This window comes from Nonomuraea sp. NPDC052129 (assembly GCF_040680095.1).
Classification (GTDB): domain Bacteria; phylum Actinomycetota; class Actinomycetes; order Streptosporangiales; family Streptosporangiaceae; genus Nonomuraea.
In genome coordinates, this window is the sequence record NZ_JBFAVX010000003.1 from 317,599 (window position 1) to 334,515 (window position 16,917).

The window sequence follows — 16,917 nt, forward strand, 5'->3', positions numbered from 1 at the left end:
TCAGGCGTACAGGTCCGGGCTGATGCCGGTGCAGATCCCGGCGGACAGGATCGACCACAACGCCCAGCCGACAAGGAACCCCAGGCCCAGACCGGTGGCCCACGGCTTGCGCAGGAACTGCAGCCCCGCCCCGGCCCCGAGACCGAAGAGGGCGAGGAAGATCGTGCAGGAGATGATGATGGGGTAGTTAGTGCCGTTCTGGTCGAGGGTGCTGACGAAGATCAGGATGCCGAGGATGGCGTTGACGATGCTGTAGGCGACCAGCCCTGCGAACGCTAGTCCGATGATCAGCCCGACGGACTTGCCCTTGGGCCTGCTGTTGGACTTGCCATTGGGTGGCGGCTTTGGCTCGCCGGGGGACGGCGGGATGCTGGTTTGCGCGGATGGCGGGGGAGCGGATTGTCCGGACGGAGGGGGAGCGGATTGTCCGGGAGACGGGTCGCCGCTCCCCTCCACCCGCGTCGGGGTGCTCCCTCCCTGAGGAGGCGTCCCCCCGTCACGATCGCCCGGTGCGGGCCCGGTCATGTGAACATGCCCGGATCCGGCGTTGGCCCGGTCATGCGTACATGCCCGGACTCGATGTAGGCCCAGTCCGTGTGTACATGCCTGGACTCGATGTTGGCCCGGTCATGCGTACATGCCCGGATTCAGTCCCGTGCAATAGCCGGCCGAGACGATGGAGGCGAGCGCCCACCCGATCATCAGCCCCAGCCCCAGCCCCAGCGCCCACGGCTTACGCAGCACCACGAGCACGATCCCCGCACCGATCCCGACCACGGCCAGGAGCCCCGCGGCGACCCCGATCGCGACCGTCGACGACATGCTCAGGACGATGAGTCCGACGATCACATTGAGGATCCAGTAACCAAAGGCCCCGGCGAACGCCAAGCCAACGATCAAGCCCGTCGGCCGTGGCGGCGGGGGAGGAGAAGGCATGGTCACGACCTTCAGACTAGCGGGGGCCTTCTGAGTAATAAATCGCCGCTTGGACCCGGCTTTTGAGACCCAGTTTGTTCAACACCCGGCTCACATGCGTCTTCGTTGTCGCCTCAGCCATATCGAGCTCCTTGGCGATCTCGGCATTGGACAGCCCGCGACCGATCCCGGCCAACACCTCCTGCTCACGCGGCGTCAACCCCTCCACCTGCTGCTCTTTGCGTATGGGCTGCTCGGCGAAGGCCGAGATCAACCGCCGCGTGACCGTAGGAGAGATCAGCCCATCCCCTCTGGCCACCAGCCGTACGGCCGCGACCAGCGACTCCGCGTCGGTGTTCTTCAACAGGAACCCCGCCGCCCCCGCCCGCAACGCCCCGAACACATACTCATCCACATCGAACGTGGTCAAGATCAACACATCGGCCACCCCGACGAGCTGCCTGGTCGCCGAGATGCCGTCGAGCTTCGGCATCCGCACATCCATCAACACCACATCGGGCCGGGTCTCGCGGGCCAACTCCACCGCCTGCTCCCCATCGGCCGCCTCCCCGACGACCTCGATGTCTTGGGCCCCACCGAGAATCAGCACCAGCCCCGCCCTGACAGCCGCATGATCGTCCGCGACCAGTACCTTGATCGTCATCCCGCCTCCCACTGCCCCTTCCTGTCCTTCGGCATGGGCAGCACGGCCTTGACCCGCCACAAACCCCCGTCCACCCCGGCCTCGAACGACCCCCCGACCAACACGGCCCGCTCCCTCATCCCCACCAGCCCAGCCCCCGCCCCGGGAACCAGCCCAGCCCCCGCCCCGGGAACCAGCCCAGCCCCCGCCCCGGGAACCAGCCCAGCCCCCGCCCCGGGAACCAGCCCAGCCCCGAGAAGCAGAGCGGGAGGTCCATCCACAGAGTTACCCACAGGCTTATCCACAGGGTTGTCCACAGCCACCGTCACTTGCCCCGACTCATAAACGACCTTGACCACAGCCGATCGCCCGCCATGCTTGAGTGCATTGGTCAGCGCCTCCTGCAAGATCCGATAGCCGGCCAGATCCACCCCAGGAGACAGCTCCCGCGGCTCCCCCTCGACGCGGAAATCAGCCGCCATCCCCGCCCGCCGCGACCGTTCGACCAGAACCTCCGCATCAGCCAGTCGCGGCCGGGTGGCTTCGGCCTCATCCCCCTCCTGTCGCAACAGCCCGATCATGGTCCGCATCTCGGCCAGCCCTTTCAGACTGTTCTCCCGAACGGACTCCATGATCTTCCGTACGGCCGCCGCGCTCAGGTCCGTACGCGACAGCGCGCCCGTCGACTGGATGGCGATCGCGCTGAAGTGGTTGGCGATCATGTCATGCAACTCCCGAGCCATCCGCGTACGCTCCGTCGCGATGGCCGCCTCCCGGTCAAGCTCCGCCAGCCGCGCCACCTGCTCCGCCCTGGCACGCTCGGCCGCAGCCTGCTCACGCTGCTGGCGTAACACCATCGCCGTGGTCACCGGCGTAACCAGCACGAGTCCCGCCTGAATCCCGTTGACCGCCAGCGCCCGCCAGTCACCCGACAGGACCCCCGTCACACCCCCGGCCAATACCGACAGCACAGTGGCGCCCCCCAGCAGCCACCGCGAAAAAGACGCCGGCCCGTACAACGCCGCCGCATACACGTTGTCAGTAAATATCAGGACAGTCGGCAACGACGGCCCCACGAACAGATCAACGCCGATCCCCACGGTCCCCAGGGCCAGCCCCACCAACGGCGCCCGCTGCCGTACCACCACCCCCAGGCACACGAACGCCAGCGGCACCGCGAGCCACCCCTCGGGAACCTCGCGATGAGTGTAGGCTCCGCCCACGATCAGGAGCAGGCCCCCGACGAAGGCCAGCCCGGCCCACGACGCCTCGCGTTGCATGCCCCCATCCCACCACCGTCCGGACCCGGCTCACTCCTTCGTGGGTCTGCCTGTGGATAAACACTTCGATGTATCCACAGGCTCGTCTTCACTGACGATGCGCCGGCCAGAGGAGCCCTCAAGGATGGGATACGTGATTGTCGCCATCCTGATCGGCTGCGAAGTCGGCTTCTGGCTCCTGCTCGGACTCGGCCTCGCGAGCCGCTACCTCTGGAACCGCCGCCGACTCAGCACCGCCCTCCTCATCTGCGTACCGCTCCTGGACCTGATCCTCCTGGCGGCATCCGTCATGGACATGCGCAGTGGCGCCACGGCCGACCTGAGGCACGGCATAGCGGCCGCGTACCTGGCGTACTCCATCGTCTTCGGCCACAGCACGATCCGCTGGGCCGACGCCAAGTTCCGCCACCGCTTCGCCGACGGCCCACCTCCGTGGAAGCCACCCGAGGGCGGCATGGCCCGCGCCCGCTACGAGTGGGCCTTCTGGCTCCGCATCGTCCTCGCGTACGCCATAGCCTGCGCCCTCCTGCTCGGCCTGATCTGGCTCGTCAACGAACCGTCTCGCACAGGCGAACTGATCAATTTCATGCGCGACATGCTGAAGGTGCCGCTGATCGCCCTGCTCTGGCCCCTGGGGTACACCCTTTGGCCGAAGAAGGTGGAATCTAGTGGGGCGTGAGGGCGGTATCTGGTTCGAGGCACGGCTCTGGACCCGCTATGCTGGCTTACGCAGCGAGCGGCCGTAGCTCAATGGATAGAGCATCTGACTACGGATCAGAAGGTTGGGGTTTCGAGTACCTCCGGCCGCACACAGCATCAAGGCCCGTTATCAGGGAAAACCTGGAACGGGCCTTTGTGTTTGTCAGGACAATCTCGGGATCTTGCTAACGCCGCTGCTAACAGGGGGCTCTCACTCGTTGATCGCTTGGGCGAAGACGTCGGCTGCGGAGGCTTCTGCTGCGCGGATCACGTGGGCGTAGACCCGGAGAGTGATTGAGGGGTCGGCGTGGCCGAGCCGGGCCGCGACGATGTGGGCGGGAACGCCCGCCAGGAGCAGGGTCGTCGCGTGAATGTGGCGGAGGTCGTGGAGGCGGGCTTTGGGCAGTGGGGTGTTCGGGTTCTGGGCGTTGTTGCGCTTGATCAGGATCGGGAACAGTGAGCTGACAGTGTCCGGGTGGACCGGCTCACCCCAGCCGGTCGTGAACACGTACTCGCCGCGGCCCCGCCAGTCGGCCCCAACTCTCAGCTTGTCCTCTGCCTGCATCTTCCGCTGGTTGCGGAGGACCTGAAGCGTCTGTTCGTCGAGGCTGACTATGCGCTTCCGGCCGCTCTTCGTGGTTCCCTCGATGCGCTCGCCGTCGATGAAGGCCGCCGAGCCGGTGATCGTGAGTTGCGCGCCGTCGAGATCAATGTCTGACCAGCGCAAGTTCAGCAGCTCACCGCGACGAGCTCCTGTGTATGCGGCCAGGTGGAAGAAGGCCCACAGCCGGTGCTCACGAGCAGCGGTGAGGAAGGACTTGAGCTGGACAGTCGTCCATACCGCTCCAGGCTCGTCGGTCTCGCGGCGTGGCCGCTTCGCCTTCTCGATGGGGCTCGAGGAAAGGATCTCGTCTACCTCCACGGCGTCTCTGAATGCCTTTCGGAGAACGGCGTGGACGTACTCCATGGTGCGAGCTGACAGAGGTCGGCCGCTCCTTCCACCATGGGCCATCAGGTCCCGGTACAGCTTCGTCACGGCCGAGGGGCGTACAGCCTGCACCCGGAGAGCGCCGATGTGGGGATTGATATACAGCGCGATGATGTTCCGGTAGTCCTTGAGGGTCTTCGGTTTGATCTCGACCGCGTGAGCCTCGATCCACTCATCCAGGTACTGGCCCACCGTGATGGTGTTCCGGTCCACGTACTCCCCGCGTCGGGCTTTGACCCGCGCCTCGTCACGGGCTTCTTTGGCGTCGTCCTCGGTGGCGAAGCCGCCGACCCATCTGGGCTTGCTCTCGCCGGTCTCGGGGTTCTTCACGCGGATGACGTACGACCACGTGTTCCCGCGCTTGACGACGCCGTCGCGCAGCTTGGGCGGCTTCTTCTTGCGGGGCTGCTCGTCGGGAGGGGGCCTTCCAACGCCTGAGCCAGGGCCTTGAGTCCGTCGGACGTGGACGTAAGATCTGAGGAAATCTGGATAGGGCGATCAGAGCACCTGATCTTCTTAAGCGGCTGATCCGCCGGCATGCATGCAAGCGAATCAATGGGCGAAGCGTTCTCACTGTAGGTGGTCGAAGCGATCGGCTGTCGCGGCCCTTGCTTGTCAGGCTTTGCCACCGGGCAGCTCGGCCTGACGATGACGTGGGCCACCACCAGCGGGCAGTGGCCAACGCACAGTATCGCTGACTTTGGAAGGGCACCGCGTATGTAGATCATGAGCGGCGCACCGCTGGGACACGGCGTCTGCGGTAGGCCTTCTGGCGGCATGCGTTGGAGCAGTAATAGCGCGGACGGCCCAGTTCCCGCTCAAGGTCGAAGAGCATCGGGTCCCCGCAGTCTTGGCAGGGACGGACTTCATTGCCGACGAACAACTCCAGGGACCAGGCGATGAAGGGAGCCAAGGCGATCTCGATGTGGAATTCCTCGGCTAACCAAGTGATCAGAGGACAAGCCGCAGCGTGAGCTGCGGTGAAGTGGCCTGGAACCAGGACATCGTCGACTGGAACGCGGAGGTTGCGCGTACGGATCATGGTCCGCATCTCCCGCACCGCGCAGGAAGCGAGGCGCTGAGCCTGTTTGGGTGATATGCCGAGGTAGGCGGCGACCTTCATATAGGAGACGCCCAGGGCGAAGTGCGCGCCGACGGCGATTGCCTCCTCGGCGCTCAGATTGCTGATCAACTTGTTGAACTGCTCGGCGACGTACGGCCAGACACGTCGGGCCTGGTGGCGGGCAGCCCGGTCTCGGGGCGCACCCAGGCTCATGACCGCTTCCGCCGATTGCCCACGGCTGCTCGCCGTCGCCGTGCTGAAACGCGCTTGGCTCTGCCATGTCGGAGAGCGGGAAGGCGGAGTCTGGTGAGTTCACGGATGACCATCGGGAGGTTCTCGGGGGTCGCCTTGCGGATCGCTGCCTTGATGATGCTGTACATCGCAGCAATGCACAGGGCATAGCTCAGGACATATAGGGCAGCCAGCCCTAACAGGACCGGCCAAGGAACCGCTTGCGTGATGGGCGTGAGCATCGGTGACAAACTCCTTTGCGTGCGGACATGACAAAGCCCCCGGCACACTAGTGCAGGGGGCTAAGTGGAAGGCGGATCGATTCGGAACGCAAGAAAGCCCTCGCCGCGAACGGCGAGGGCTTTTCATCAGATCCTGTTGCGAGCATGCGGGATTCCGCTTCACCCACGCTACAGATTCCGGTGAGAAACGCAACTTGGCTGGTCAAAGGGCGGGTCGCTGCATCAGCGGATACCTGTGACTTGGAACTTTCGTAACAAGTGATATCACTTACTTTAAGTGTCGGGCAAATTGCAATCCGTATTCTTGATGGCCGGACGTGCCGTTGGGGTGCCACGGCCTCGGCAAACGTGCGACGGCAGGTGAATGTCTCCTTCGCGCCGAAGGTCTGGCGGAACGTGATCGCCAACAGGCGCCACCCCTGGCAAGCCGATGCGGCGCCAGTTCGAAGTCTGCGTGGTCTCCTGCCTGGCCAATGAGTTGGTCCGTAGCGATGTCGACACGGTGGGCATCGGCGGCCAGTCTCGGCAAGTAAGCGGCATACGTGCGTCTCCTTTCACGAGTGCTTGGTCGTGAAAGGTCGGCGCGGTCGACACCGGCGATGCGAGCGGCGCGGGCGTAGGCGGCGGTGGTTTGGTGACTCCGGGTGACGCTAGAGATGGTGATGTTCACCGACACGGTATGGCTGGCGAGTCCAACGGGGCCGAGCGCGGCGGGTGCGTATATCCGTGGCTTCGACCACGAGGTGGTGATGAGCTTGTACGGCAGCGACGGGCCGCGGCCGAGGGTGCTCGACTCCGTCCCCGAGGTCTTCCGCCATTGTGTGGAGGAGTCGGCGTTCTGTCATGAGGACGGCATGCCCATTCGTCAGCGCCCCGACGAGGCGCCCGTTGCCGAGGGGGATACAGCGGGGTGAGGCCGCGTTGGCCCTGCCCTCCGGGTCCGCTTGCCAGCGAGTCGTTTGGTTGGCCGCAGGCGGTAGCGTGATGATTCGGTCGGTTGTACTGACCTGTAATGATCGGGTCTTATCTGGTAATCGCTCCTGAGGTTCGGGCTTTGGTTCATCATGAGGACATGGGTCGCGGATGGCGGGTGCTTGCGTGGCTCGGCGGGGCGTTGGCTGGGGTTTGTTGCACGGCGGTGGGCGTGCTGCTCTTTCGGGCTGGGCTGGATGATGCCGACAAATGGGCGAGCGTCATCGCGGTGGCAGTGGCGGTGGCGGGTCTCCCGCTGACGATCTACGGCATCGTGTTGGCCCGCCGCTCTCTCAATACAGCTCCGACTGCGCCAATGAGCCCCATGCCGCCGGTGTCACCGCCAGCGCAGGCGAAGGACAGTCAGGTTGTCTCGGGTGGATCCATCCAGGGCGACAACATCCAGATCGGCCGCGCGAGGGATGTGGACATCCGTCGTGACCGCTGATCCCGTCCCCGCCGACTCACTCGGCACGGGGGTGCTGCCGGGCGGGCAGAGGGTGTCTGGTTCGCTGATTGGCGGGCACAACATCCAGATCGGTACTACGGCTGGTGACGTGCTGATCGCGTTGGATCGGCCTGATTACCGGTTGGAGATGCTGCAGCCGGCCCCGCCGCAGCGGTTGCCGCGCTCCCGCCGCGGCCCGAGCTATCTGCTGGACGTACAGCGTGAGGTGGTTCCGTATCGGCCGCGCCTGACAGAGCAGGAAGCCTTGCGGGCGTGGCGTGACGACCTTGACGAACCCTTATCGGTGATCTTGCTGTATGCGGCGGGCGGTCAGGGCAAGACCCGGTTGGCTGGGCATTTCGCCTCCGAGTCACACGCTCAGGGATGGGCGGTGGCCCAAGCGGTGGAGAAGGCTCCGCGGTTACGCCCCGGTGCCGGGTTAGTCGACCTGGAAGATGAGCGGCCCCTGTTGGTGGTGGCCGACTACGCCGAACGATGGCACCTGGCCACGTTGGCTCAGATGATCGACGGCCTGGTCTGGGATCTACCCGGTCGCAGGCTCCGGCTGTTGTTGCTGGCACGCCCTGGGGAGCAACTGTGGGGAAACGTGCGCGCTCAGCTGGACCGCACCAGCGCTGACCTGGCCAGCCCGATCCCGTTGGGAGATTTCGCCTCCACCAGGGACCGGCCGCAGGCCTACCAACAGGCTGCCCAGACTTTTGCCGACCACCTCGGCCTCGCGGGGCCTCTTCCGCAAGTGCCGGCCGACCTTGATCACCCCGACTACGCCTCCGTGCTGACCTTGCATATGGCGGCTCTGGCCGCCGTCTGCACCGCGCAGGAGGGCACCGCGTCCCCACAACGTTCGGGCCTATCGGACTACTTGCTCGGTCACGAACGCCGCTACTGGCAGGCGTTGACGCCCAAGCCGTGGCCGGTGGAGCTGACTGAACGCTTGGTCTTCCTAGCCACCGTGTTCGGCCCGGCGGACAGCACCGCCCAGGCCCGTGCTCTGTTGCGCCATGCCAACCTTGCCACTGACCCCACCCACGCGTGGGTGCTGCTGGAGATGCACCGGCAGATGTATCCACCCAATAGGCAGGACAGGGCCAAGATCACATGGGCCGACCCCACCCGTGAGGGCGATGCCCAGCACCTGCTTCCGCTGCGCCCTGACCGGTTCGGTGAGGACTTCATCGCCGCCTATCTCCGCCGGCATGCTGTAGACGCCACCGAGATGTTGACCGCTCTCCTGGACGGTCGAGATGAGGCTGCTCCTGAAGGGGTTCATCAAACACTCATACGGCGCTGCCTGATCGTACTCACCGCCGCCGCTGCCCGTCATCCCTGCGTCCGCAACCTGCTCTTCAATCTGTTGTACACGCGGCCTGTGCTGGCCCGGCATGCGACCACCGATCTTATCCGGCTCGTCATCGACCACGCGGACTACGCGCTTGCCACCCGCATCTATGACGGGCTCCCGTCCTACAACACGGATCTGCTTCAGGCCAGCTGCGATCTCGCCCTTCAGCTGCTGGAGAAGCTGCCGACCGGCGGATCTGCAGCCACCCGCGCCTACCGGCTAGCGGCGGTGGGGATCCGGTTGTGGGGGGTGGGTGACAGGCGTGCGGCGTTGGAGCCGACGCGGGAGGCGGTGGACATCTACCGTCGGTTGGCGGAGGTGGAGCCGGGCGCCTATCTGCCCAATCTCGCGGGGAGCTTGAACAATCTTGGGACCCGGTTGTCGGAGGTGGGTGACAGGCGTGCGGCGTTGGAGCCGACGCGGGAGGCGGTGGGCATTCACCGTCGGTTGGCGGAGGTGGAGCCGGATGCTTATCTGCCCAATCTCGCGGGGAGCTTGAACAATCTTGGGACCCGGTTGTCGGAGGTGGGTGAGAAGCGTGCGGCGTTGGAGCCGACGCGGGAGGCGGTGGACATCTACCGTCGGTTGGCGGAGGTGGAGCCGGATGCTTATCTGCCCAATCTCGCGATGAGCTTGAACAATCTCGGGATCTGGTTGTCGGGGGTGGGTGAGAAGCGTGCGGCGTTGGAGCCGACGCGGGAGGCGGTGGACATCCGGCGTCGGTTGGCGGAGGTGGAGCCGGGCGCCTATCTGCCCAATCTCGCGATGAGCTTGAACAATCTCGGGGTCCGGTTGTCGGGGGTGGGTGAGAAGCGTGCGGCGTTGGAGCCGACGCGGGAGGCGGTGGACATCTACCGTCGGTTGGCGGAGGTGGAGCCGGGCGCCTATCTGCCCAATCTCGCGGGGAGCTTGAACAACCTGGGAGCGTTGTTGTCGGGGGTGGGTGACAGGCGTGCGGCGTTGGAGCCGACGCGGGAGGCGGTGGACATCCGGCGTCGGTTGGCGGAGGTGGAGCCGGATGCTTATCTGCCCAATCTCGCGGGGAGCTTGAACAATCTTGGGACCCGGTTGTCGGAGGTGGGTGAGAAGCGTGCGGCGTTGGAGCCGACGCGGGAGGCGGTGGACATTCACCGTCGGTTGGCGGAGGTGGAGCCGGATGCTTATCTGCCCAATCTCGCGATGAGCTTGAACAATCTCGGGATCCGGTTGTCGGAGGTGGGTGAGAAGCGTGCGGCGTTGGAGCCGACGCGGGAGGCGGTGGACATTCACCGTCGGTTGGCGGAGGTCGAGCCGGACGCCTATCTGCGGGAGCTCGCGGGGAGCTTGAACAATCTCGGGGCGTTGTTGTGGGGGGTGGGTGAGAAGCGTGCGGCGTTGGTGCCTTCTCGGGAGGCGGTGGACATCTACCGTCGGTTGGCGGAGGTGGAGCCGGGCGCCTATCTGCCCAATCTCGCGGGGAGCTTGAACAATCTCGGGATCTGGTTGTCGGGGGCGGGTGAGAAGCGTGCGGCGTTGGAGCCTTCTCGGGAGGCGGTGGACATCTACCGTCGGTTGGCGGAGGTCGAGCCGGACGCCTATCTGCGGGAGCTCGCGGGGAGCTTGAACAATCTCGGGGTCCGGTTGTCGGGGGCGGGTGAGAAGCGTGCGGCGTTGGAGCCTTCTCGGGAGGCGGTGGACATTCACCGTCGGTTGGCGGAGGTGGAGCCGGGCGCCTATCTGCCGGATCTCGCGAGGAGCTTGTGGGGATATGCATGGATATGCAACAAGGGCGATGCAGACCTTTCAGGGGGACTTTTCGCCGTTGAGGAGGCCATCAGCTACTATCACCTACTTTTCAGCGTACTTCCCGAGGCATTCAGTAACCTGATGAGCGCTGCACAAGGTACAGCAGGAGAGCTCCGGGCCAAACTCGCATCGGTCACTCATCGAAAGGGGGACGGGGATCTTAAAAGCAATGCGCCCTGTTCGTGCGGTTCTGGGAGGAAGTACAAGCGCTGCCACGGCAAGGCGGCGACACCAGAATGAGGCAGAGAACCCCGCCTGAATGCCGCGTAGGCGGGGTGTGTGGTGGCGACTGAGGCGATGGGCAGCGCTGACTGCGGCGTTGTCTTACATGATTACACGCCACCGGGCCCCGCCATGATCGGCTCTCTTTTGCAAGCAGGGTCTCAAGGTGGCGACGGTTCCGTTGGCAGTCCGAGATCGCTACACATCGAGTTCCTGGACATCAGCTGCCGCTGCCTGAGCAAAGTCGAGAAGGGCCCGACGGGCCTTTCGACCGCGGTCAGTTCGATTCTGTTCATCTGTAGCTTCGTGGATTTCCTCGGTCAGCCTCAACGCCAACGGTGCCAAGCCGTCGAGTTCCTGGTTCGTCGTGACCAGTCGCAGCCTGAAGAGAGCAGCCGTCGCGTTGGCGCGCTGACGGTAGGAATCATCGCGTGCCGTAGCGTACGCAGCACTCTGTGAGTCTTCCTGTTCCCTGTGCCATCGGTCGTTCTGGCTCTTCCGAAAGTCCGTAAGCGCGCCCGCGAACGCGCTGTATGCGGCCAGACGTTCCTGCCACAGTCGTTCTTCCCGCGCGGACTGGCGTGCTTGCCTGGCGGTCCGCGTCTGGAAGACATATGTGGCGGTGGCTCCCAAGAGTGTCCCCAGGATTGCGACGAGACTCGTTACCACGCTCCCCATCTGGCTAGTGGATCACGCGCACGTGCCGCCGTCTGGCGCTATTACGTTCTGGCACTACGGTTGACAACCGTCTCATGTGGTGATCTTGCTAACGCACCTGCTAACAGCGACCTTGGACTGACCTGGACGGCTGTGGGCTTTCCGTTCGCTCGACCGCGCCGTAAGCAGGGACTTCGGCTGCTCGCGTACAGACGTGGACACTTTTGACCTTGCTACGGATCAGAAGGTTGGGGTTTCGAGTACCTCCGGCCGCACAGCGTGTCAAAGGCCCTTCGGCTTAGGTTCCAGTGAACCCATTTCAGGCTCCCCGGCGAGCGCCCTGGTCACAGCGTGATCGCGATGCCGGTGTTCGGTCGGTGACGTACAGAAGCTCCTGGTAGACGGGTTGATCACCACAACCCACACCGTCGCAACCAGGAGCTTCAGGTGCTGTTTTACCGTGCTGCCGTTGATTTGTCGCATCAGACCCTGAACTACGTCGCCGGGGTGATCCGGCGTCACCGTAAGTCCATGAGGTCGATCTGGCGGCGGCTCAACCCCGGTCGGCAGGCCCTGCTGGTGCTGGTCTACCTGCGCAAGGGCGAGACCTACACCGAGCTCGCGGCCGGTTTCGGGGTGTCGACGGCAACCGCATGGCGGTACGTGAGGAGACGGTGGCACTGTTGTCATCTCGCTCGCCCAAGCTCACGGCGGCGTTGCGGAAGGCCAAGCGGGACGGGCTGCACTACCTGGTGCTGGACGGCACGCTGATCCGCACCGACCGCATCGCAGCCGACCGGCCCTACTTCTCCGGCAAGCACCGGGTGCACGGCATGAACGTGCAGGTTATCGCCTCCCCGGACGGCACCATCCTGTGGACGTCCGGAGCCCTGCCCGGCAAGGCTCACGACCTGAGCGCCGCCCGCATCTGGGGCATCCTGCGCGCCTTGGAGCAGGCGGGCATCGTCACCCTGGCAGATAAGGCGTATCAAGGGACCGAAGGCCCGGTTCGCACCCCATACAAGGGCAAGGACAAGCCCGAGCCCCAGAAGCGGGCCAACCACGCCCATGCCAAGCTTCGCGGACCCGGCGAACGCGCGAACGCCCAGTTGAAGAGCAGGAAGATTCTCCGCAAGCTACGCTGCAGCCCATCCAAGGCCGGCCACCTCTGTAAGGCCATTGCCGTCCTTCAAAAGCATCGCGTCGCCCAGACCGCGTGAGGTTGAAATGGGTTCAGTGATCGCTGCAATATCTGATCCACTCAGGGGTTGCAGTGTTCGAGATCCGGCAGGTTCGGTCGCCGCAGGGGCGGAAGACACTCCACGCTGAGCGCAGGACATATTTGGATCTTGTGGCTCAGGGAGTAAGTACCGCAGAAGCGTGTCGGATCGTCGGGATCAACCGGCGGACGGGCCACCGATGGCGGCACGGCCGGGCGAGTCAGGCCGGGCGGAAGGCACCACGACAGCCTCCCGCCCTACGCCGTCCTCGGGCCGGTTCCTGACGATCGATGATCGGATCGTGGTCGCCGATCTGCTGCGGGAGGGCCGGTCGGTCCGATCGGTCGCCGCTGAGATGGGCCGCAGCCCGTCCACCATCAGCTGCGAGGTCAACCGCAACGCTAGGTGCAGAGGGTGGGAAGGGTGTTCAGCCAGGTCTGTACGTCGCGGACGGTCAGCTTGTCCAGGCGCTTCGTGTCCAGGCCGGGGACGATGTACGGCTGGGGTGGTGCGGCGCACCACAGGCCAGCTCCGTCCGGTGATGAGACCGTGATCCCTTTATGACGGAACCGATCGCTCCTCTGTGGACAATGCCTTGGTGATCCGTCAACGCCTGACCGTCTTGTCCCTGCTCCTGTTCCTGGTGCCAGCCGCTGGTTGCGAGCCCGTCGACAAGGCCCTCGGCAGGCTCACCCTCACCTTGTCGAGCGAGTCCATGGAGCCGACCATCAAGAAGGGCGCGCGTGTGTCGGCGCGGCGGACCGATGACGACTACGTCCCACGCCGCGGCGACATCGTCGTCTATCGCGCGCCTGGTGACTGGTCCCAACTCACCCCGGGTAACACCTACATCTCGCGGGCTATCGGCGTGCCGGGAGACAGGGTGGCGTGCTGCGATGACCCAAAGGCACGGCTTCAGGTGAACGGCGCTCCGCTGGACGAGCCGTTCGTGACGCGCGGTCCGGCCTCGGACCGGTGGTTCGACATCCAGGTGCCGCAGGACCGCATCTGGATCATGAGCGACAACCGGCGTGTTTCTCTCGATTCCCGGGCCCAGAGGGACAAGGCTGGCGGTGGCACCATCGAGCGCAAGGACGTCATCGCCGTGGTGGAGGATTGGGAGGAGCCATAGGCTCCGCCAGGCTCGCCGTCAAACTGTGAGCTCTTTCATCGTGACGGCGCTGGTCAGGATGGGTTTGCGGAGAGTGGTGGCGGATGAGAGGAAGCTCCCAATAAGACACACCCGCTGGGCCTGCCGCCGCATGAGCAGGCCCTTCACCATCCTCGGCAGCTGTCGCGAACCGACTTCGTCGGTCCTTGCCACAGATTCCGAGGGTTGAGGGCGCTGTACAGCAACCGGTACAGCAACGCCGCCAGACTCAACCGTACGGCAGCGGTCCAAGCCTGCTGCTCAGGCCAACGGAAAGATGCTCGACAAGTCGTCTGCCCTTCCCTGCGGATCAGAAGGTTGGGGTTTCGAGTACCTCCGGCCGCACACAGCATCAGGGCCCGTTACCAGGGAAAACCTGGAACGGGCCTTTGTGTTTGTCAGGACAATCTCGGGATCTTGCTAACACCGCTGCTAACAGGGGGCCCTCACTCGTTGATCGCTTGGGCGAAGACGTCGGCTGCGGAGGCTTCTGCTGCGCGGATCACGTGGGCGTAGACCCGGAGAGTGATTGAGGGGTCGGCGTGGCCGAGCCGGGCCGCGACGATGTGGACGGGAACGCCCGCCAGGAGCAGGGTCGTCGCGTGAATATGGCGCAGATCGTGGAGGCGGGCTTTGGGCAGCGGGGTATTCGGGTTCTGGGCGTTGTTGCGCTTGATCAGGATCGGGAAAAGTGAGCTGACACGGGAGCGCGCAGCCGGTCGGATTGGTGCTCGACCACGCAGTCCGAGCGGTAGAGCCGCCGGATAAAGTGCAGGCCGCCTGCTCATAGGCGGTTTGAGGTACAGCCGGATGGACCCCGTGGTACGGATCGTCGAGATCGCCATGGTCCGACCTCAGCGCGGTCTGGTAACCAGGCCCGGAGCTCCAGCCGCCTTGATCACGAACGACGTTTGGTACCGCACCGTCGATGAGCTGGACTGCGTCAGCCTGCCAGTCGGGCGAGGGCCAGTGCGTGTGCCTGGTCGAGGGATTCCGCGGCAGCGCAAGGGACGTCCGGCTGCACGCCGGTGCCCTCCCAGTTCGCGCCAGAGACGGGGTTGATGGCGCGGCCGATGGGGACGGTGGTTTCCAGGTGGGGGTGGACGGTCCAGCCCTCGCACGGGTGTGCGCCGCCGCGGGTGCGCTCGCCGACGACAACGGCGCGGCCGAGCTGTTGCAGGTCGTAGGCCAGTTCCTCAGCGGCGGAGAAGGTGCTGTCACTGGACAACACGTACACCGGCTTGCTGCCGCCGAAACGCGCGCCGGGAACGTGCGGCAGGCTCCAGGACTGCTCGCTGCGCTCGCCGCTGCGCCAGTACATGGTGTTGAGGTGGGTGCGCTCGTCCAGGAGGTAACTGCAGACGAAGGCGACGGTGTCCGGGTCGCCGCCCCGGTTGTTGCGAAGGTCCACGATCAGCGCCTGGGCGCGGGAGGCCAGGGTGAGCGCGGCGCTCAGCGGTTCGGCGGCCCACTCCAGCGGAAACAGCATCGGCGCCAGCTCCACCACGGCGACCCCTCCCTTGAGCAACTCCACCCGGGGCGCACCGCCCAGCGAGGTGTCGAAGTCCCGGCGGATGGAGTCCAGGGTTGCCGCGCCCTGCTTGGGGGGCACCGGCTCGACATGGTGCTTCAGTCTCAGGTGTTTGTCGTTGTTGACGGACTGCAGGTCCGCAGTGACCAGACGGGCGAGTTCCTCGGCACCGTCGACGTCATAGGCGCCCTGGGCGAGGCGTCGTTGTAGCAGGTCGGCGAGCTGCTCGGCTATCTCAGGGAAAACGTAGTGCTCGGTCAGCAGTCGGGCTGTCTCGTCGATGACAGGGGCGGGCTGAAGGTTCGTCAGAGTCGTCATGGCAGGGAGTAGATCACTGCCCTGACGAAAGCGTCAAAGACGTTGAGAAACCCTCCGGTATGCGTGATCAGCCTTCACACTTGCCACCTCCTGAGGAGGCTGAGCGGTTCGCGGCGCTCGCCTACCCGTCGCGTCAGCGGTCGCTCTTCACCCCTGGACCATCCGCAGCCCGGCGATGCCCTCGCTGGACCGGGGCGGGGCAGTGGCGGAGACCTCTGCCACCCTGATCACGGAGTTATGCTCTTCAGTATCGGGGTGCTGCGTCGGAACGCCCCGTCGGCCGATCAGGGTCTCCGTGGCGCGTAGTCACTGCGTGCATGGGAGCCCGTCATGGCAAGCCTTCATCGCAAGCCCACCCTGGTCATGGGAGCGCGCGGGAGCATCGGCAAGTTCGTCATGAAGCGGCTGCTGGCCGAAGGCGTCCCCGTCCGCGCGTCCGCCCGCCGTCCGGCGCCCGGTCAGTTCCCGGACGGCGTCGAGGTGTTCGCCGCGGACCTGACCGACCGGGCCAGTCTTCTCCCAGCGTTCGAGGGTGCCAGGCAGGTGTTCCTCTATGCCAACCACCAGAGCGTCCACGGTGTCATCGGGGCCGCCCGTGCCGCCGGGTTGGAGCGCATCGTGCTGATGTCCTCAGGGAGCGTGATCCACCCCTCCTCGGCAGGCAACGCCATCGCTGAGAAGCATCGTGAGGTCGAGGCCGCGTTTGCCGTCGCCTCGGACGTGCTGATGGTGCCGGTCCGTCCGCTCGTGCTCGCCACCAACGCTCTGGGCTGGGCGTACCAGATCCGGGCCAACGGAAGTGTGGCGCTGTACCAGCCGGATGCGCTGACCGCTCCGATCCACGAGCGGGATGTCGCCGCCGTCGTCTGCGCGGCGCTGACCGATGCCACCACACGGGCTGTGAGCGGGCTGCTCACCGGCCCGGCTCGGATCTCCCAGCGTGACCAGGTCGCCGCGATCGGCCGCGCCGTGGGCAGGGAGATCCCGGTGCGGGAGTTGTCCCGCGATGCCGCGATGCGACAGTTCTCGCAATTCATGTTGGCGGGGGAAGCCGAAGCGGTGCTGCGGTTCCTCGACGATGCTGCTGCCGGAAACTCGCCTTCGGAGCCCACCGTCGAGGAAGTCCTGGGCCGTTCGGCGATCACATTCGACGAATGGGCGCTCGACCACGCACGCGACTTCCGGTGAGA

Annotated in this window: 16 protein-coding genes, 1 tRNA gene and 1 pseudogene; 10 read left to right on the forward strand and 8 right to left on the reverse strand. The window is 65.3% G+C overall.

Annotation, left to right across the window (positions count from 1 at the left end):
* From AB0L53_RS09500 to AB0L53_RS09515, 4 genes are all read right to left on the reverse strand, one after another.
* On the reverse strand, nucleotides 1-525 hold the full coding sequence (locus AB0L53_RS09500) for a hypothetical protein (protein WP_363992436.1): 525 nt from the start codon (nucleotides 523-525) through the stop codon (nucleotides 1-3).
* A gap of 102 nt (nucleotides 526-627) precedes the next feature.
* The gene (locus AB0L53_RS09505) at nucleotides 628-900 is read right to left on the reverse strand and encodes a hypothetical protein (RefSeq protein ID WP_363992438.1); all 273 of its coding nucleotides are present in this window, start codon (nucleotides 898-900) and stop codon (nucleotides 628-630) included.
* Between the two features lie 52 nt (nucleotides 901-952).
* Nucleotides 953-1,579, reverse strand: coding sequence for a response regulator transcription factor (locus AB0L53_RS09510; protein ID WP_363992440.1), 627 nt, complete (start codon nucleotides 1,577-1,579; stop codon nucleotides 953-955).
* Nucleotides 1,576-2,838 (reverse strand): histidine kinase, encoded by a 1,263-nt coding sequence (locus AB0L53_RS09515; protein ID WP_363992441.1) that lies wholly within the window; start codon nucleotides 2,836-2,838, stop codon nucleotides 1,576-1,578. Before AB0L53_RS09515 ends, AB0L53_RS09510 begins: the two co-directional genes overlap by 4 nt.
* 133 nt (nucleotides 2,839-2,971) lie before the next feature.
* Between AB0L53_RS09515 and AB0L53_RS09520 the strand changes: the two genes are divergently transcribed.
* A complete protein-coding gene (locus tag AB0L53_RS09520) occupies nucleotides 2,972-3,517 on the forward strand; it encodes a hypothetical protein (protein WP_363992443.1) in 546 nt (181 codons plus the stop codon).
* A 57-nt stretch (nucleotides 3,518-3,574) separates the two neighbouring features.
* Nucleotides 3,575-3,647: transfer RNA gene (locus tag AB0L53_RS09525), tRNA-Arg, on the forward strand.
* A 101-nt stretch (nucleotides 3,648-3,748) separates the two neighbouring features.
* Here the strand turns inward: AB0L53_RS09525 and AB0L53_RS09530 are convergent.
* Entirely contained in the window at nucleotides 3,749-4,855 is a 1,107-nt protein-coding gene (locus AB0L53_RS09530) for a site-specific integrase (protein WP_363992444.1), read from the reverse strand.
* Nucleotides 4,856-5,249: 394 nt separating this feature from the next.
* On the reverse strand, nucleotides 5,250-5,801 hold the full coding sequence (locus tag AB0L53_RS09535; RefSeq protein WP_363992446.1) for a hypothetical protein: 552 nt from the start codon (nucleotides 5,799-5,801) through the stop codon (nucleotides 5,250-5,252).
* A gap of 904 nt (nucleotides 5,802-6,705) precedes the next feature.
* Between AB0L53_RS09535 and AB0L53_RS09540 the strand changes: the two genes are divergently transcribed.
* From AB0L53_RS09540 to lepB, 7 genes and pseudogenes are all read left to right on the forward strand, one after another.
* Entirely contained in the window at nucleotides 6,706-6,975 is a 270-nt protein-coding gene (locus AB0L53_RS09540; protein ID WP_363992448.1) for a hypothetical protein, read from the forward strand.
* Between the two features lie 98 nt (nucleotides 6,976-7,073).
* Nucleotides 7,074-7,481, forward strand: coding sequence for a hypothetical protein (locus AB0L53_RS09545; protein WP_363992450.1), 408 nt, complete (start codon nucleotides 7,074-7,076; stop codon nucleotides 7,479-7,481).
* Nucleotides 7,482-7,590: 109 nt separating this feature from the next.
* On the forward strand, nucleotides 7,591-10,869 hold the full coding sequence (locus tag AB0L53_RS09550; protein WP_363992452.1) for a tetratricopeptide repeat protein: 3,279 nt from the start codon (nucleotides 7,591-7,593) through the stop codon (nucleotides 10,867-10,869).
* A gap of 1,086 nt (nucleotides 10,870-11,955) precedes the next feature.
* Nucleotides 11,956-12,728, forward strand: a pseudogene (locus AB0L53_RS09555) (transposase family protein).
* 53 nt (nucleotides 12,729-12,781) lie between these two features.
* Complete coding sequence (locus AB0L53_RS09560; RefSeq protein ID WP_363992454.1) at nucleotides 12,782-13,012, forward strand: helix-turn-helix domain-containing protein; 231 nt, start codon at nucleotides 12,782-12,784, stop codon at nucleotides 13,010-13,012.
* A complete protein-coding gene (locus AB0L53_RS09565; RefSeq protein WP_363992455.1) occupies nucleotides 12,928-13,281 on the forward strand; it encodes a helix-turn-helix domain-containing protein in 354 nt (117 codons plus the stop codon). Before AB0L53_RS09560 ends, AB0L53_RS09565 begins: the two co-directional genes overlap by 85 nt.
* 69 nt (nucleotides 13,282-13,350) lie before the next feature.
* On the forward strand, nucleotides 13,351-13,860 hold the full coding sequence (gene lepB / locus AB0L53_RS09570; protein ID WP_363992456.1) for a signal peptidase I: 510 nt from the start codon (nucleotides 13,351-13,353) through the stop codon (nucleotides 13,858-13,860).
* A 464-nt stretch (nucleotides 13,861-14,324) separates the two neighbouring features.
* Here the strand turns inward: lepB and AB0L53_RS09575 are convergent, their stop codons facing one another.
* Together AB0L53_RS09575 and AB0L53_RS09580 are read right to left on the reverse strand one after the other, a co-directional pair.
* Nucleotides 14,325-14,723: a tyrosine-type recombinase/integrase gene (locus AB0L53_RS09575; protein ID WP_363992457.1), complete on the reverse strand. Its 399-nt coding sequence runs from the start codon at nucleotides 14,721-14,723 to the stop codon at nucleotides 14,325-14,327.
* A gap of 98 nt (nucleotides 14,724-14,821) precedes the next feature.
* Complete coding sequence (locus AB0L53_RS09580; protein WP_363992458.1) at nucleotides 14,822-15,727, reverse strand: S41 family peptidase; 906 nt, start codon at nucleotides 15,725-15,727, stop codon at nucleotides 14,822-14,824.
* Between the two features lie 330 nt (nucleotides 15,728-16,057).
* Here AB0L53_RS09580 and AB0L53_RS09585 point away from each other — a divergent pair, with 330 nt between their 5' ends.
* Complete coding sequence (locus AB0L53_RS09585; RefSeq protein ID WP_363992460.1) at nucleotides 16,058-16,915, forward strand: NAD(P)H-binding protein; 858 nt, start codon at nucleotides 16,058-16,060, stop codon at nucleotides 16,913-16,915.
* Nucleotides 16,916-16,917: the final 2 nt, after the last annotated feature.

Coding starts and splice junctions, on each gene's coding strand:
- AB0L53_RS09500 (WP_363992436.1), bottom strand. CDS start 525: ATGACCGGGCCCGCACCGGGCGATCGTGACGGGGGGACGCCTCCTCAG.
- AB0L53_RS09510 (WP_363992440.1), bottom strand. CDS start 1,579: ATGACGATCAAGGTACTGGTCGCGGACGATCATGCGGCTGTCAGGGCG.
- AB0L53_RS09515 (WP_363992441.1), bottom strand. CDS start 2,838: ATGCAACGCGAGGCGTCGTGGGCCGGGCTGGCCTTCGTCGGGGGCCTG.
- AB0L53_RS09535 (WP_363992446.1), bottom strand. CDS start 5,801: ATGAGCCTGGGTGCGCCCCGAGACCGGGCTGCCCGCCACCAGGCCCGA.
- AB0L53_RS09545 (WP_363992450.1), top strand. CDS start 7,074: ATGATCGGGTCTTATCTGGTAATCGCTCCTGAGGTTCGGGCTTTGGTT.
- AB0L53_RS09565 (WP_363992455.1), top strand. CDS start 12,928: ATGGCGGCACGGCCGGGCGAGTCAGGCCGGGCGGAAGGCACCACGACA.
- AB0L53_RS09575 (WP_363992457.1), bottom strand. CDS start 14,723: ATGGCGATCTCGACGATCCGTACCACGGGGTCCATCCGGCTGTACCTC.
- AB0L53_RS09580 (WP_363992458.1), bottom strand. CDS start 15,727: ATGACGACTCTGACGAACCTTCAGCCCGCCCCTGTCATCGACGAGACA.
- AB0L53_RS09585 (WP_363992460.1), top strand. CDS start 16,058: ATGGCAAGCCTTCATCGCAAGCCCACCCTGGTCATGGGAGCGCGCGGG.